Here is a 14,717-nt window from a genome sequence, read left to right on the forward strand (position 1 = left end):
GTTAATTTTATAGCTAATAATAAGTATAACTAGCTTAGCAGGTAAATATTAATTATGATTTTGGCATTAGTGCTGATTGTTATAATGTTGTTGATTTTCTTTGCGGACGCATTACGATATGGCTGGATAACCACTGCTGCAAAACCATTTTGGCTGTTTAGCTATTTCTTTATGCTTTCATACCCAATAAAATATCTAATAATTTCTTATGGATTACCAATACAGGCTCCATTGGAACCGGATATGTATATTATCAAGCATGCTTTGTTATTTTCTTTTGTTTTCTGGTTTATGATACGAGTAGTATACGCATCCATTATAAAAGGTAATGCATGCATGATAATACATGGTCAAAGAAATGATATACACATAAGCTCTATTAGTTCTCGAAATGATTTTGGTGTTATTTTCTTGGTAGGCCTGCTAATTTTATTGTCCTATTACTATTATTGTTCGTTGCTCTCATCTGTAGGCTTTGAGCTTATACGTGTTTATCATGGAAACGAACAAATTGAAGCAAGAATTGGCGAAGGAATAAATTTCTTGATTGGGGACTTATATTTAGCAGGATTTTTTATTTATCTATTTGGAATTCAAAAAAAAAGAAAAGCTATATCATTTGTTGTTCTTGTTTTGGTTTTTTCAATTGCATTTTTATCCAGTATTTTGCTAACTACCAGGAGGCCTTTGTATCTAGCTTTCTACTTGCTTTTGCTCTATATTTATTTAGGCTCGAAGAAGTCTGGCTTGTTGGCTTTATTGGCTGTATACCCAGTTGTTACATCTTTACTCGCTCCATTTGCACAATTATTTAGATACTCATTTGATAAAATTACTGAAACTGGTATTCCTTCTTTTAATGTAGAAGATACTGTGGTTTCAATTGGCTCTACATTTGAAGGTGTTGAATATTTATCTCGATTTCTGGAAATTACAAAAATTCCCGAACATATTGGAGGGATTGATTTTGGGGTTGCTTACGCATTTAATTCATTCTTCGCGCTTATTCCTCGTGCAATGTGGTCATCAAAGCCATTAGTATATGGCTCAGTGGAAATACAAGATTATTTGTACTCAACAGGTTATGGAGTTACAACACTTCCCTCTGGAATAGTGGTCGATTCACTATATGGATTTGGGTTAATAGGTTTTATATTTTATGCGGTAACCGTTGCATTCCTACTTAAATGGATAGAACGAACCATTTTTTATAAACAATCAGCGTCATTTACAAGCATCATTGTGGCTTCTTACTTGTACATATATATGTTTAATTTTGTAAGAAGTGGTACCGGAATTATTCAGGGTGTAGTTATGTTATTACCTTGGTTGCTTGCGGTTAAATTCATAAAGAAAATTAAAATTTAAACTAAACGTAATGATTTACTTTTATCCTCACTCTTACCTTAGGGATCGTCAACTAGACACGATAAAACATTGGCCAAATAACGAAGTCGTCAATCCAGAAATCGCCAAAAATCGTGTAGGAGCACAGGTACCAAGAGCACAAGCGACTAGTAATAAAGTCTATCGCTCATGGAAACAAATTATACCGTTGTTAAACATCAAAAGGCGCCCTAGGCAGGCTCCTAGCGGGGCAATTGTTTATGTTTGGGGTGGTTTGATTGCAACAGGCCCGTTTATCGTAGATATTGATAATCCTTGGTCATTAGTAGGCTATAATCTGCGCGCCATGCCCTTTTATCGGTTCATAATCAAAAGAGTCCTCTTATCAGATCGCTGTCAAGAGATTCGCTGTATGAGCGAGGCATGCAGACAATCTTTAAGATTCCTGTTTGGTGAAGAAGTTTATGAGAAGGCAGATGTTCACTACCCCTTAACTGTTCAAAAAACGTCCAGTTTTCCTGACCGCAAAGAAAAAGCCTGTCGTTTCTTGTTCATTGGTACGCAGTTTGAGTTAAAGGGTGGGAGAGCACTCCTACAGGCTTGCAAAATCGTGGCTGATGCATGTCCTGAAGCCTCGTTCACACTCGTTACACACTTGCCTGATGAGTATCGAAAGTTCGCTAATTCGATTCCAGGGTGTACTGTTCTGGCCGCAAACCTTTCTCGTGACAAAGTGATTGAGCAGATGTGCCAATCAGATGTGCTGCTTCATCCCTCGTATATGGAGTCATTCGGCATGGTCTTATTAGAGGCTATCAGTTGTGGCTTATGTGTAATCACGACAAATATGTATGCCAGTAGTGAGATTGTAATTAATGGCTCAAATGGTTTTCTAATTAATCCGCCTATTTCAGCATGGGAAGGCTACATTCCAACCAATAACTTTCTTGTACCTCAATTGTTAGAAAATATGAAGTCGGTTGACTATAGTCAGTTTATTCAAGATTTGGCAAAAACTATGATAATCGTTGCATCTGACCCTGAACTCCGAGTTTCTATGAGGAAACAAAGTATTACGCATTTCAACTATCAGTTCATGGGGAAGAGTTAATGCGTATTGCCTTTTTACACCCAGCCATAAGAAGTTATCGAACAGAATTGTTTGAGCGTTTATCTAAACATAATGTAGAGTTTCTTTTTACATCCATTAATTCCCTTGATACTCCTGCAGGTACTGAGACAGAAAGCATTTTAAAAACTACCACTATCAAATTCTATCAATGCAAAGAGATTGAATTTGGTGGTAAGAAAAATTTTTCGTTTGATCTTTGGCGCGTCTTTAGATATCAAAAAGTAATATTTTCTTGTGCAACATCTATCCCTTTTTTGTTGCTCAGTCTTCCATTACACATGTTTGGCAAGCGTATCATTCTTTTTGATGAGCTATGGAAATACCCTGATCAAAAGCTGTATAGACTATTGCGACCATTAGTTCGTTTTCTTGTTCGCACCACGGTTAATGCTTTTGTGCCAGCGGGTACGTGTGCCGCTAAATACATGGAATCAGAATATGGAGCTACTTTAGATAATATATACACTGCCTACAACACCACCACGTTAACCAATTCATGCCCCCAACCCCTTACTGATTCGCTCAGGTTCAAAACTTTGGAATCAGATTTATGTAGCGCGAAATTGCCTGTTATTTTATATCTTGGCCGGGTAGTAAAATATAAAGGTTTGGATGTCTTGCTGAACGCTGTTGCGGCGCTTGATTTTCGTATGAAACTCTTAGTCGTCGGTGATGGCTCTTTCAGGTCAGAGTGTATTGCACTTACAACGGATCTCGGCATTTCTGATCGCGTAATTTTTTGGGGATCTTGTGAAATTGAAGAGTCTTCTTGTTTTTACAAACTTGCGGATGCATTTGTTTTGCCAACGCGATTTTTACCTGGTGATGCTGTAGGGTACGAATCTTGGGGGTTCACTATAAACGAAGCGATGGAGACTGGTATTCCTGTCATTACTACAGACGCTGTAGGTGCAGCACATGATCTAATTATTAATGGTGAGACGGGATGGATGTGCCAGGCTGGGAACATTACTGCACTTGCTGACGTACTAAAAGATGTCATAGAAAACTTGGAACAAGCAAAGAAAGTCGGTATCAATGGTAAAAGTTGGGTTTCTTCAAAGTGTTCATATCAACAAAATGAGGAGGCTTTTTGCCAAGCTATTGGATTCGAAAAATGATTTTGTTTTTATACCGAATTTGTTGTCCAGCTTTAGGATTGGTGTGGCGATTTCTTCGTATTCTAGGATGTATTAAAATTTATTGGAAATACAAAAATCAATATCGCACGGAAATTTTTCGGCCGGTAATAGTATAAATCCTGAATTATTGGCGACACAGAAAGTTTTTGAAAGATAATGTGAGTGTTCACCAAGTGAACTCAAGTCTATGCAGGACAAATTATTGTCTCGCTTGAGGTGAGTCTACGGTAATAGATTGACTATTATTGATGGAAATCAATCTGCATCCGATGTCTTGAATCAAGCATTAACTCTATTACACCGTCCTTAGAATATGATGCGCATTTTAATATTATTTTCAAGCAGTGAATTAGGCGGTGCTGAACGAAGCCTCTCGCGTATGGCGATAGCAAGTTCAAATGTTAATTATAAACTTGCGACGATCAAGGGTGAAGGACCATGGTGCGATTGGATTCGCTCACAAGGTATGCAACCGATAGTTTTTGGTAAAGGGGGCTCTCATGGGAGTGGAGGCATGTTTGGCGCAATGGTGCGGATGCTTCGTTACCTGCGTTCGTCACCTGTCGATGTCGTTTATGTCTGTGGTGTGCGTGCATCGCTCTGGGTTCGCCTGCTCCGATTACTGGTCCCAACCACTAAGGTCATTCATGGCGTGCGCTGGAATCCTGATAGCAATAGTCATCTTGACCGGTTCTTCCGTCTCGTCGAGCGCAGTACCGGCCTCCTGGTAAATGCATGGATTACAAACTCTGAGGCGGCAAAAAGAACTTTGGTGGAACACTGCGGTATTAAGACCGATCATATCCATGTGATTTATAATGGCCTTGATGCTTTGCCAGAAGAATTGCCCAAGTTCGATAGTCGTCCGCTGGAAGTCTTAACGGTTGCTAACCTGAATCCCCGCAAAGGTCACCGTGAGTTTTTGCAAGTGATTCACAAAGTACTTCAGCGTGTACCGGATGCTCGTTTCATCTTTATTGGCCGTGATGATATGAATGGGACCGTACAAGAGGCTATTAATATTGCTGGCTTACAGGACTCAGTTTGTTATCAGGGATTTCAATCTGATGTAACGCCGTGGCTCAAGCGGGCTCGGCTTTTCGTATTACCCTCGTTGTGGGGGGAAGGTTGTCCAACCTCCATTCTTGAGGCGTTTTCTTTTGGTGTTCCGGTTATTGCCCATGCCATTGATGGTGTGCCGGAACTCGTCGAGGATGGCCGTGATGGTTATCTTTTGTCTGTAGGTGATGAGGCATTGATAGACCGTATAGTTGAGCTGCTTATCAACCCAGAGCTGGCAGAAAAAATGGGCCAATTGGGCCGTGCCAAAGTGGCTGAACGCTTTGTCCTTGCTTCTTGTGTGAACCGGCATGAGGCCGTGTACAGTGAAATGGTAAATAATTAAATGTGTGGTTTTTGTGGTTATTACGCACCCAAGAATGTTGATGATTGGCCAGATGCCATCCGAAGAATGAATTCTGCGATCGCACATCGTGGTCCAGATGATTCTGGCGTATGGCAAGATAATGAGTTTGGTGTGGTACTGGGGCATCAACGCCTGGCGATTGTTGATTTGTCATCGGCGGGACACCAGCCAATGTCATCTGGTAGTGGTCGCTATATCATTGTTTTTAATGGCGAGATCTACAACCATCAGGAGCTACGGGCGACCCTCCGTGATAACTACTCCTGGAAAGGTCATTCTGACACTGAAACGCTGCTGGCAGGTTTTGAGGCCTGGGGTGTTCAATGCACACTTGAAAAGTGTACAGGCATGTTTGCCTTTGCCCTATGGGATCGACAAAGTAAAACATTGACATTGGCGCGAGACCGATTAGGGGAGAAACCACTATACTACGGATGGCAAAACGGAGTTTTTCTTTTTGGTTCAGAGCTTAAGGCTCTTCGGGTACATCCAGCCTTCACTGGAGAGATTAATCGTGATGCCATCGCCTTGCAATTGCGTCATAACTACATCCCTGCGCCTTATTCGATTTATCGTGGTATCCGTAAACTTCTGCCTGGCCATTGGTTGCAATTGAGTTTTTCTGATTTACAGACACTGGCCTTGCCTGTGAGCCACCCCTTCTGGTCACTGGTCGATGTGGCTAACCATGGCGTGGCGACACCCTATGGGGGTAATGCTGATCAGGCGGTAGATGAGCTTGACAGATTATTGCGTAATGCTGTCAAGCAACAAATGATGGCTGACGTCCCGTTAGGCGCATTTTTATCCGGTGGAATCGACTCATCCACAGTTGTTGCACTGATGCAAGCGCAGTCGGATCGTCCGGTTAAAACTTTCTCTATCGGTTTTAATGAAGAGGGGTATAACGAAGCGGTACATGCCAATGCCGTTGCTGCTCATATAGGTACAGACCATACTGAGCTTTATGTCACTCCTGAGCAGGCGATGGCGGTTATCCCTAAACTGCCATCACTTTACGATGAGCCTTTCTCCGACTCATCTCAAATTCCCACCTATTTGGTGTCCCAACTGGCCAAACAGCATGTCACTGTATCGCTGTCAGGTGATGGAGGTGATGAACTTTTTTGTGGGTATAACCGCTATCAAATGAGTCGTGGCCTGTGGGGTAAATTGCAACCGATTCCTACCCCCTTTCGGCAGATGACGGCCTCGGCTTTGACATCTCTCTCGCCGGATCACTGGAATCAATTCGCCAGATGGATCCCTGGTACCTCTCGTTACTCTAGTTTTGGTGATAAATTGCACAAAGGGGCAGGGGTGTTGGGCTCGCGTACCCTCGATGAACTCTATTTAGGTTTTGTCTCCCACTGGCCGAAGCCCGCAGATATTGTCTTGAATAGCAACGAACCACCTACTGCCCTTACTGGCCATCGACCTGATTTTATCGGGCTTGATGGCGTCCAGCAGATGATGGCGTTGGATGGTTTAACCTACTTACCTGATGACATTCTGGTCAAAGTGGATCGTGCGGCGATGGGGGTATCTCTGGAAAGCCGTGTCCCCTTTCTCGATCATCGAGTGGTTGAGTTTGCATGGCAACTACCACAAAGTTTGAAATTACGAGATAGACAGAGTAAATGGGTCCTGCGGCAAGTGCTCTATCGTTACGTTCCCAAAGAGCTGATCGATCGTCCCAAGATGGGGTTTGGCGTACCTATTGATAAATGGTTACGTGGCCCATTGCGCGACTGGGCTGAAACATTGCTTAATGAATCGCGCTTGCGGAACGAGGGTTTTTTCAACCCCGACCCGATACGTCAAAAGTGGGCAGAACACCTTTCTGGCAAACGCAACTGGCAGTATCATCTTTGGGATGTGTTGATGTTTCAGGCATGGCTTGAACGGGAACAGCAATTTGAATTCCAAGTCAAGGCTCGTCATTAATACAAACTTTCTCATTTCACATAGGATAGCAGGGCTTACGCACCAATCACTACCTCCCAGAATCCCTTGATACACGAGGGGTACAGAGATGTCGGCCAAGTTTGCTAAATGGACAAACTCAGTAATATACGTCTTAGAACGCACATTAATGAAAGTTGTTTGATTATTTATCCTGAACAACTGCATCGAGACCAGTTAATATAACTGCATTATTTATGTTTTACCGCATTAACTGATGCGTAAGCCCTGCATAGGATAGTCTACAGAATTATCGTTAGCCCATGGTTGTGCATTCCATGACATATCCTGATTTTTCGAGTATGGTTGGATGAGAATTAAATCAATTTCATGAAGATATTATATCTGGTCACAGAGGATTGGTATTTCACCTCACATAGACTAAACCTTGCTATTCAGGCAAAAAAAAATAACTCTAATGTTGTCGTTGTATGCAATGTAAGTGGCCATTCAAAACTTATAGAATCTACCGGCGCTCGGGTCATCAGTTTAAAGCATTGGGATCGAACTGGCATTAATCCGCTCTCGGAAATAAAGGCTATTTTTGAGATTATCAAAATTTATCATAAAGAAAAGCCAGATATCGTTCATCATATTGCTCAAAAGCCGGTTCTCTATGGCTCGATTGCTGCGTTGTTTTCTAATATAAACGTAAAAGTCAATGCAGTAGCTGGGATGGGGTTTGTTTTTTCATCTGATTCATGCAAGGCCAGATTATTAAGACCTTTCTTCCAGTTTTTTTATTCACTTCTTTTTAGGCGCAATAGAACGGCATTGATTGTGCAAAATGAGGATGATCAGGCATTTTTTGTTACTAACAAACTGGTTTCCACTAATAAGGTTAGTTTGATTCGTGGTGCTGGTATTGATGTTGATGAGTTTTATCCAGTTGAGGAGCCTTCAGGTGTTGTTGTTATTGCATTGGTTGCTCGAATGCTTTCAAGTAAAGGTGTACCAGAAGCCATTCAGGCAGCCAGGTTGCTCAAGCAGCAAGGGGTGGATTTTAGACTTGACCTTGTGGGTGATCCTGATCTTTTGAACCCAGAAAGTGTGACTGAGGCAGAGCTGCGAGCCTGGCATGACGAGGGCGTTGTCAATTGGGTAGGCCGGCAAACAGATATTGCTAAAGTCTGGCAAAACTCGCATATAGCATTATTGCCATCACATAGAGAGGGAACGCCAAAGAGCCTGTTAGAGGCAGCCGCTTCTGGGAGACCGATGGTTACCACCGATGTACCCGGTTGCAGACAGCTGGTGATAAATGGTGTTACTGGATTAATGGTTCCAAGAGAGTCACCCGCTGATTTAGCAGTGGCATTAAAACGATTAATCGAAGATCAAGAACTTCGTGTATCCATGGGCATAGCAGCCCGAAGTGATATGCTGAAACGTTATTCTTCGGAAATAGTCACCAAAAAAACATTTGAATTATATGATTCACTACTGGCTTCCTGATTTATGAAAATACTGCTTACAGGTGCTAGCGGCTTTGTTGGAAGCAATCTTAGTTCGGCTCTGGATCAGAAAAATATACGACATATAGATGCCCTAAGATCGGGAAAAAATAATTCATGTGAAGGGCAATATTTTATTCATTCTATAGATGGCAATACATCTTGGGAGAAGGCATTTAATAAAGTAAATATTGTGGTTCACACAGCTGCCCGTGTGCATGTTATGGCTGAAACTCATCATGATACATTTGCTGAGTTTCGGAGGGTGAATGTTGATGGGACATTAAATCTTGCACGCCAGGCTGCAAAAGCGGGTGTCCGTCGTTTTGTTTTTATAAGCACCATCAAAGTTAATGGTGAAACAACCGTTGATGGATACACTTTTAATGAAATTAATACTGATCCACCTGAAAACCCGTACGCCCTATCAAAATATGAAGCGGAAAACGGCTTAAGAGAAATTGCAGATAAAACAGACATGGAAGTTGTCATTATCCGCCCACCGCTTGTTTATGGGCCGAAGGTAAAAGCCAACTTTCTTAGTTTGATGAAACTTTCAGATACCCCCATTCCTTTACCGTTTGGCGCAATTCACAACAAACGCAGTATGGTGTATGTAGGCAATCTGGTTGATTTTATTATCAAGTGTATTGATTACCCCGCTGCAGCCAATCAGACATTTATGGTTTCTGATGGTGAAGACTTGTCTCTGTCGGCTTTACTCAGGACGATGCGAGTTGCACTGGGCAGGCCTGCACGTTTGTTTTCTATACCAGCATCATTATTTCAAATGGCTGGTCGCCTTTCAGGAAAGTCAGGTGTCGTTGATCGGCTGATCGGCGATTTACAGGTTGATTCGGCAAAAGCCAGGAACCTGTTGGGCTGGAACCCTCCCTTTACTGCTCAACAAGGTATAAGCGCCACAATAGCAGCATACCTTGAAGGCAAACGATTTGAAGTTAAAAAGTCGGAAGGTAAACAATAAAGTGATCCGTTTTTTTGATGTTTTATTTGCACTACTCGGGCTGATTTTTGGTTCTTCTATCCTGCTGGTTATTTATATTATCGGCCTGTTTGATACCGGCTCTCCTCTGTTCCGGCAGGAGCGGGTTGGCCGACACAAGAAACCCTTTACCCTGGTTAAGTTCCGAACCATGAAGGTCGATACTGCATCCGTTGCCAGCCACCTCGCTTCATCCGCCTCAATCACGCCATTAGGGCGTTTTTTGCGAAAGACAAAACTGGATGAACTCCCTCAGCTCTGGAATGTACTCAAAGGCGACATGAGTCTGGTAGGCCCGCGCCCCAACCTGTTCAATCAGGAAGAGTTGATTGCCGCCAGAGAGCATCTCGATATTTATGACGTACTGCCGGGTATTACGGGCTTGGCACAGGTAAACCATATTGATATGTCTACCCCGGAACTGCTCGCCAAAACTGATCGCCAGATGATTGAGTCCCTGACGATTCGGGAATACTTCAAATACATACTGATGACCGTAACCGGCAGTGGCCAGGGAGACAGGGTGCGCTGAGGGCGTTGCCCGTTGCCCGTTGCCCGTTGCCCGTTGCCCGTTGCCCGTTGCCCGTTGCCCGTTGCCCGTTGCCCGTTGCCCGTTGCCCGTTGCCCGTTGCCCGTAAGCGTTGACCTGTTACGGGTAACTGGCAACTCAGCTGAAGATTGTATTTTCGAATATTCAATGTAAATATATTTTCCTCTGCCTATTCCCCGCATCCCGCCGTCTGTAAATTCTGCAGCTTGTCTTTTCGGGTAACAGGTAACAAACAATTCAAGATTGCTTTATTCCGATTCTTCAATTTATTACCTGCTTCCTGCAACCCGCTATCTGTAAAGACTGCAGTTTGTCTTTTTCGGGTAACGGGGCCGGGTAACGGGTAACGCAGCCAAAGGCTGAACATGAGAGAAAGACTACTTAGACTATCCCGAACTCAGAAAACCCTCACCATGCTGGCGGTGGATCTGCTCATCGTCTGGATGGCTGCATTCAGTGCCTTTTATTTGCGTCTGGGTTATGAAGAGTTTGCTGCCCGCTATCTGAACTCGTTTATTATTACCGGGCTGTTGGCCTCGGTGATTTCCTTACCCGTCTTTTACAGCCTGGGGCTGTATCGTGCCTTGCTGCGCTATATGGGTCAGCATGTGTCGTTTATTATCCTGCGAGCCAGTTTCCTTGCCTTTCTGTTACTGACAGCCTCCATAACCCTGCTTGGTGTACATATACCCCGAAGCGTACCGGTATTGTACTGGCTGCTCTCTGCCCTGTTTCTGGGATTGAGCCGCTATGGCGTTCGTTTCTGGCTGCGCGGCTTCAGGCTGCGGGATATTCTCTTTGCCCCCATCAAACTCCCCCAATCCAAAGGCCATGAACAGCAGGGACGGCCAGTAGCGGTTTATGGTGCCGGGGAGGCTGGCAATCAGCTGGTCGAAGCGCTGGAGCATTCCCGTGAGTTTCGGCCGGTGGCTTTTATTGACGACGATGCCCGATTATGGGGGAGAACTATTTCCGGTTGTCGTGTCTTTTCGCCAGAGGCACTGAACCGCCTGATTTTGCAGACTGGAGCCGAAGAGGTGCTACTTGCGATGCCTTCGGCCACCCGACAGAGACGAAGGGAAATTGTACAGCACCTGGAAACCTTTGGCCTGCCCATTAAAACCATGCCAGGTATTCGGGATCTGGCCAGTGGCAAAGCCAGGCTACAGGAAATTATGGAGGTGGATATCGGTGATGTACTGAGCCGGGATGAAGTGGCGCCCATCGCCGAACTGGTGGAGCAGGATATTACCGGCAGAGTCGTCATGGTGACCGGAGCCGGGGGCTCTATCGGTTCCGAGATGGCCCGCCAGGCACTGGCCAGACACCCGAAACTGCTGGTACTGCTGGAACACTCGGAGTTTAACCTGTACACCATAGATCAGGAGTTACAGCTATCCATTCGCAAGCTGGGCCTGAATCTGCCGGTGATTGCGGTACTGGGCTCCATAAACGATCCGGTGCGTTTACTGGATGTAATGCGAACTTATCAGGTTGAAACCCTCTACCACGCCGCAGCCTATAAACATGTGCCACTGGTGCAGTACAACGTTTCCCAGGGGTTGCGGAATAATGTGCTGGGTACGCTATACACTGCACAGGCGGCCATAATGGCAGGCGTTAAACAGTTTGTACTGATCTCCACCGATAAGGCGGTTCGCCCCACCAATGTGATGGGAGCCTCCAAAAGGCTGGCAGAAATGGTCTTGCAGGCCCTGAGTCTTGAGCCGGAAGTCCGGCTGTTTCAGCCGGAACTGTTCGGCTCCACGCCCGGCACCGTCATTACGAACCATACCTGTTTCACCATGGTTCGTTTTGGCAATGTGCTGGGCTCCAGCGGCTCGGTGATACCCCTGTTCCGGGAGCAGATCCGTACCGGTGGGCCGGTAACGGTTACGCATCCGGACATTAACCGCTATTTCATGACCATCCCGGAAGCAGCCCAACTGGTTATTCAGGCCGGTGCAATGGGTCAGGGCGGCGATGTGTTTGTGCTGGATATGGGCGAGCCGGTCAAAATTATCACCCTGGCAAAGCGGATGATCTCCCTTTCTGGCCTGTCACTCCGGGATGAATTCAATCCGGATGGCGATATCGAGATCAAATTCTCCGGCCTCCGTCCCGGCGAAAAGCTGTATGAGGAACTGTTAATCGGTGACAACGTTGAGGGAACCATTCACCCCCGAATCAGTCGTGCCTGTGAGGAGATGCTGGCCTGGGCACAACTGAAGATTGTGCTCGCCGAGATGATCGAGAGCCTGAATGAGCACCGCTACAGCATCACCCGCGAGTTATTGCTGCGTTATGTCAATGGTTATGCCCCCAGCGATAAGGTAGTGGACTGGCTTTATCAGCACCCGGGGCATCAGCCGGTTAAGGATGAAATCTCTTAAAGATCGTCCCCGTTACCCGTATAAGATAAGACTAAAGCTATGACCGGTAACGGTGACGAAAATACCCGGTAAAATTTTTTGAAGGATATTGCCTTGCCAACACAGGATAATCGTTATAGCCGTTTTCTGTTTTACTGCCTGCTGCTGATCATTGCCTAGCTCCCCCTGCCCTTTGGCAGTAAGCCTGAATGGGCGATGGGGATTCTTCAGGTCAGTATATTTGCACTGTCGATACTCGGTCTGGCGGGATATGGTTTTGGGTATGTGACGATCACGCCAGCTTTTCAGAAGGGGATGCCCGTGTTTGCCGGATTGGTGCTGGTTGCGTTCTGGGTCTGGGTCTGGGTGCAATCGTGGCCTCTGCCTGCGGGGATAATTCAGCAGCTTTCACCCGTGGCATTTACTGTGCAGGTGGAGGCATCAGAAACGCTTGGGCTGCCAGTACCAGAACTCCTTTACCTGTCTCTCGATCCTTTCGCCTCTCAGGTCCATGCTTTGTTATCACTGGCTTACGCCCTGCTCTTTGCATTAGTGCTTTTACTGGTCAATACCCCAAGGCGTCTCCGGGTCATTGCCTGGGTATTTGTGATTGCCGGGGCTTTCCAGTCACTGTTTGGTGCCCTGAGCACTCTCTCAGGGGCAGAAGTACTGCTGTTTGGAGCAAAAGAGACAGGGCATGGCACCGCCACCGGTACGTTTGTCAACCGTAATAATTTCTCCGGCTGTCTGGAGATGACTCTGGCAGTGGGTATGGGACTCCTGTTAGGTCAGTTAAATGAGAATAAATAAAGATTGACCTCGATCCATTACCCTGAAGCTGGTAGTCGTACAAATCAAATCCGGTTTCTAAATATGATGTCGAGCAAGCTATTTTGAACTGCTGAGCAAGGTGGAATAACTTGTAATAGCAGGGTTGTTGCGAGGTATTCCAACGAAGGGCCAGCTGTTCAAAATAGCTGCACAGCTCATGTCTAGAAGGTGGAGTTGGAATGATATGAACGAACTGATCAACTGGCTGCAGGCATTACCACCAGAAGCCTCTCTCTTTGCATTCTTCACCGCGCTGGCCTTCGCCTTATTCATGGCGGTAATTCCGGGCAGGGCTGACCCGACGCGTTTTGTGAATGACAAGTTCAAACATGCCGTCACTTTTCTCGTACTGTTTATTATGTTGGATCTGGCATACCCAACCCCAGGCATGCCCTGGTGGAAACCGGTGGGGCTGTTTGCCTTCGGAGTCTTTATTGAATTTTGCCAAAAGCTGACCGGGCACCGAAACTTCAGTATTGGAGACATCATCGCCAATTTCGTGGGAATCATGAGCTATCTTGGCTTGTACGCTGTATATCAGGGTGACTATTAAAAGCTCCACACTATCATCAGTACCGGAGCCTGTCAGAGGTACAACATATCCCTTATCTAAAAAGTTACTCTTCAAACCAATCCCGGAACATCTGCTCAAGATTTCAAAGAACAGCCATTAAAAGCAAAAAGCAGATGTACATTCAAACCAGTTATCACTACACCGGAAATCTTTCGATCTTCGGCGCAGTGTAAATCGCCTATTCCGATTGCTCAGAACAACAAGAATTATTATTCAATCGCCACTGGCCTGCCTTGCGTACCACCAACGACGACAACGGCAGATAAATCACCACCAGCAGCACCTTCAGCCAGGCAATGCCCCACACTTGCTGATGAAGTTCAGGGTTCTGCCAGAAGCCACCAAACAGAAACAAAGCACACACTGGCGTAAACACCACCTGAACCAGGCTGTTGGATAAAAACGCGCGCAGCTCAAACCACTGCGGATTCATCCAGCGGCGAAACAACTGGAAAAACCAGATATTGATGTTGTCGGTAATCCACAGGGCTACGGCCAGTGCAGCATACCAGCCTGGGTAATGGCCCATCGCTTCTTCAAATACCAGCGTTTCGTGGCTGAACCCGGTGTGATCAAACACTGGCAGCCATAGCGCCAGGGTCTGCATCCCCGATCCCAGCATCGCCAGAGTCATTAATACCCACACCGTCGAGTTCAACAGTCGTCGTGCATTACGCCGACCGTATAGCTCCGAAACCGGATTAAGAAAGCAGAAGCTCAACGGGAACAGTAATGACGCCAGGGTAAAATCTACGCTCCACCAGCCAAAGTGGTAACCGAACAACAGCGGGCAGAGAATCAGTGTGGCCATATACAGCCCCCACAGGTAGACCAGCAGCGGCTGATCACCCACCAGGGAAAAATTGTGGCCGCCACCTACGCCACGGTCTGCAACAATATCCTTACGCCCTTTCAGGTACG

Annotated in this window: 12 protein-coding genes; 11 read left to right on the plus strand and 1 reads right to left on the minus strand. The window is 45.6% G+C overall.

From position 1 onward, the window contains the following. The first annotated feature begins 54 nt into the window (after positions 1-54). From AK963_RS09955 to AK963_RS10005, 11 genes are all read left to right on the plus strand, one after another. Positions 55-1,368 (plus strand): hypothetical protein, encoded by a 1,314-nt coding sequence (locus AK963_RS09955; protein ID WP_066015298.1) that lies wholly within the window; start codon positions 55-57, stop codon positions 1,366-1,368. Between the two features lie 10 nt (positions 1,369-1,378). Then, positions 1,379-2,458 carry a glycosyltransferase gene (locus AK963_RS09960; protein WP_066015299.1) on the plus strand — a complete coding sequence of 360 codons (1,080 nt, stop codon included), beginning with the start codon at positions 1,379-1,381 and terminating at the stop codon, positions 2,456-2,458. Then, positions 2,458-3,600 carry a glycosyltransferase family 4 protein gene (locus tag AK963_RS09965; RefSeq protein WP_066015300.1) on the plus strand — a complete coding sequence of 381 codons (1,143 nt, stop codon included), beginning with the start codon at positions 2,458-2,460 and terminating at the stop codon, positions 3,598-3,600. The genes AK963_RS09960 and AK963_RS09965 overlap by 1 nt, the downstream gene beginning before the upstream one ends. 487 nt (positions 3,601-4,087) lie before the next feature. After that, on the plus strand, positions 4,088-5,026 hold the full coding sequence (locus AK963_RS09970; RefSeq protein ID WP_175404483.1) for a glycosyltransferase family 4 protein: 939 nt from the start codon (positions 4,088-4,090) through the stop codon (positions 5,024-5,026). Then, positions 5,027-6,994: an asparagine synthase (glutamine-hydrolyzing) gene (asnB, locus tag AK963_RS09975; protein ID WP_066015302.1), complete on the plus strand. Its 1,968-nt coding sequence runs from the start codon at positions 5,027-5,029 to the stop codon at positions 6,992-6,994. Between the two features lie 348 nt (positions 6,995-7,342). Continuing rightward, positions 7,343-8,467: a glycosyltransferase family 4 protein gene (locus tag AK963_RS09980; protein ID WP_066015303.1), complete on the plus strand. Its 1,125-nt coding sequence runs from the start codon at positions 7,343-7,345 to the stop codon at positions 8,465-8,467. Positions 8,468-8,470: 3 nt separating this feature from the next. Beyond that, positions 8,471-9,451 carry a UDP-glucose 4-epimerase family protein gene (locus AK963_RS09985; protein ID WP_066015304.1) on the plus strand — a complete coding sequence of 327 codons (981 nt, stop codon included), beginning with the start codon at positions 8,471-8,473 and terminating at the stop codon, positions 9,449-9,451. A 1-nt stretch (position 9,452) separates the two neighbouring features. Further along, a complete protein-coding gene (locus AK963_RS09990; protein WP_066015305.1) occupies positions 9,453-10,001 on the plus strand; it encodes a sugar transferase in 549 nt (182 codons plus the stop codon). 383 nt (positions 10,002-10,384) lie between these two features. After that, the gene (locus AK963_RS09995) at positions 10,385-12,412 is read left to right on the plus strand and encodes a polysaccharide biosynthesis protein (RefSeq protein WP_066015306.1); all 2,028 of its coding nucleotides are present in this window, start codon (positions 10,385-10,387) and stop codon (positions 12,410-12,412) included. A gap of 195 nt (positions 12,413-12,607) precedes the next feature. Then, entirely contained in the window at positions 12,608-13,201 is a 594-nt protein-coding gene (locus tag AK963_RS10000) for a hypothetical protein (protein ID WP_066015307.1), read from the plus strand. 205 nt (positions 13,202-13,406) lie between these two features. Then, positions 13,407-13,775, plus strand: coding sequence for a VanZ family protein (locus AK963_RS10005; RefSeq protein ID WP_066015308.1), 369 nt, complete (start codon positions 13,407-13,409; stop codon positions 13,773-13,775). 199 nt (positions 13,776-13,974) lie between these two features. Here the strand turns inward: AK963_RS10005 and AK963_RS10010 are convergent. Beyond that, the coding region (locus tag AK963_RS10010; protein ID WP_066015309.1) for a VUT family protein at positions 13,975-14,717 on the minus strand (743 nt) is incomplete at its 5' end.

This window comes from Endozoicomonas atrinae (assembly GCF_001647025.1).
Lineage (GTDB): Bacteria > Pseudomonadota > Gammaproteobacteria > Pseudomonadales > Endozoicomonadaceae > Endozoicomonas > Endozoicomonas atrinae.

Excerpts from the sequence above, each read along its gene's own strand:
- AK963_RS09960 (WP_066015299.1), top strand. The coding sequence starts at position 1,379 with ATGATTTACTTTTATCCTCACTCTTACCTTAGGGATCGTCAACTAGAC.
- AK963_RS09955 (WP_066015298.1), top strand. The coding sequence starts at position 55 with ATGATTTTGGCATTAGTGCTGATTGTTATAATGTTGTTGATTTTCTTT.
- AK963_RS09985 (WP_066015304.1), top strand. The coding sequence starts at position 8,471 with ATGAAAATACTGCTTACAGGTGCTAGCGGCTTTGTTGGAAGCAATCTT.
- AK963_RS09995 (WP_066015306.1), top strand. The coding sequence starts at position 10,385 with ATGAGAGAAAGACTACTTAGACTATCCCGAACTCAGAAAACCCTCACC.
- AK963_RS09980 (WP_066015303.1), top strand. The coding sequence starts at position 7,343 with ATGAAGATATTATATCTGGTCACAGAGGATTGGTATTTCACCTCACAT.
- AK963_RS09965 (WP_066015300.1), top strand. The coding sequence starts at position 2,458 with ATGCGTATTGCCTTTTTACACCCAGCCATAAGAAGTTATCGAACAGAA.
- AK963_RS09970 (WP_175404483.1), top strand. The coding sequence starts at position 4,088 with ATGCAACCGATAGTTTTTGGTAAAGGGGGCTCTCATGGGAGTGGAGGC.
- AK963_RS10000 (WP_066015307.1), top strand. The coding sequence starts at position 12,608 with ATGGGGATTCTTCAGGTCAGTATATTTGCACTGTCGATACTCGGTCTG.
- asnB (WP_066015302.1), top strand. The coding sequence starts at position 5,027 with ATGTGTGGTTTTTGTGGTTATTACGCACCCAAGAATGTTGATGATTGG.
- AK963_RS10005 (WP_066015308.1), top strand. The coding sequence starts at position 13,407 with ATGAACGAACTGATCAACTGGCTGCAGGCATTACCACCAGAAGCCTCT.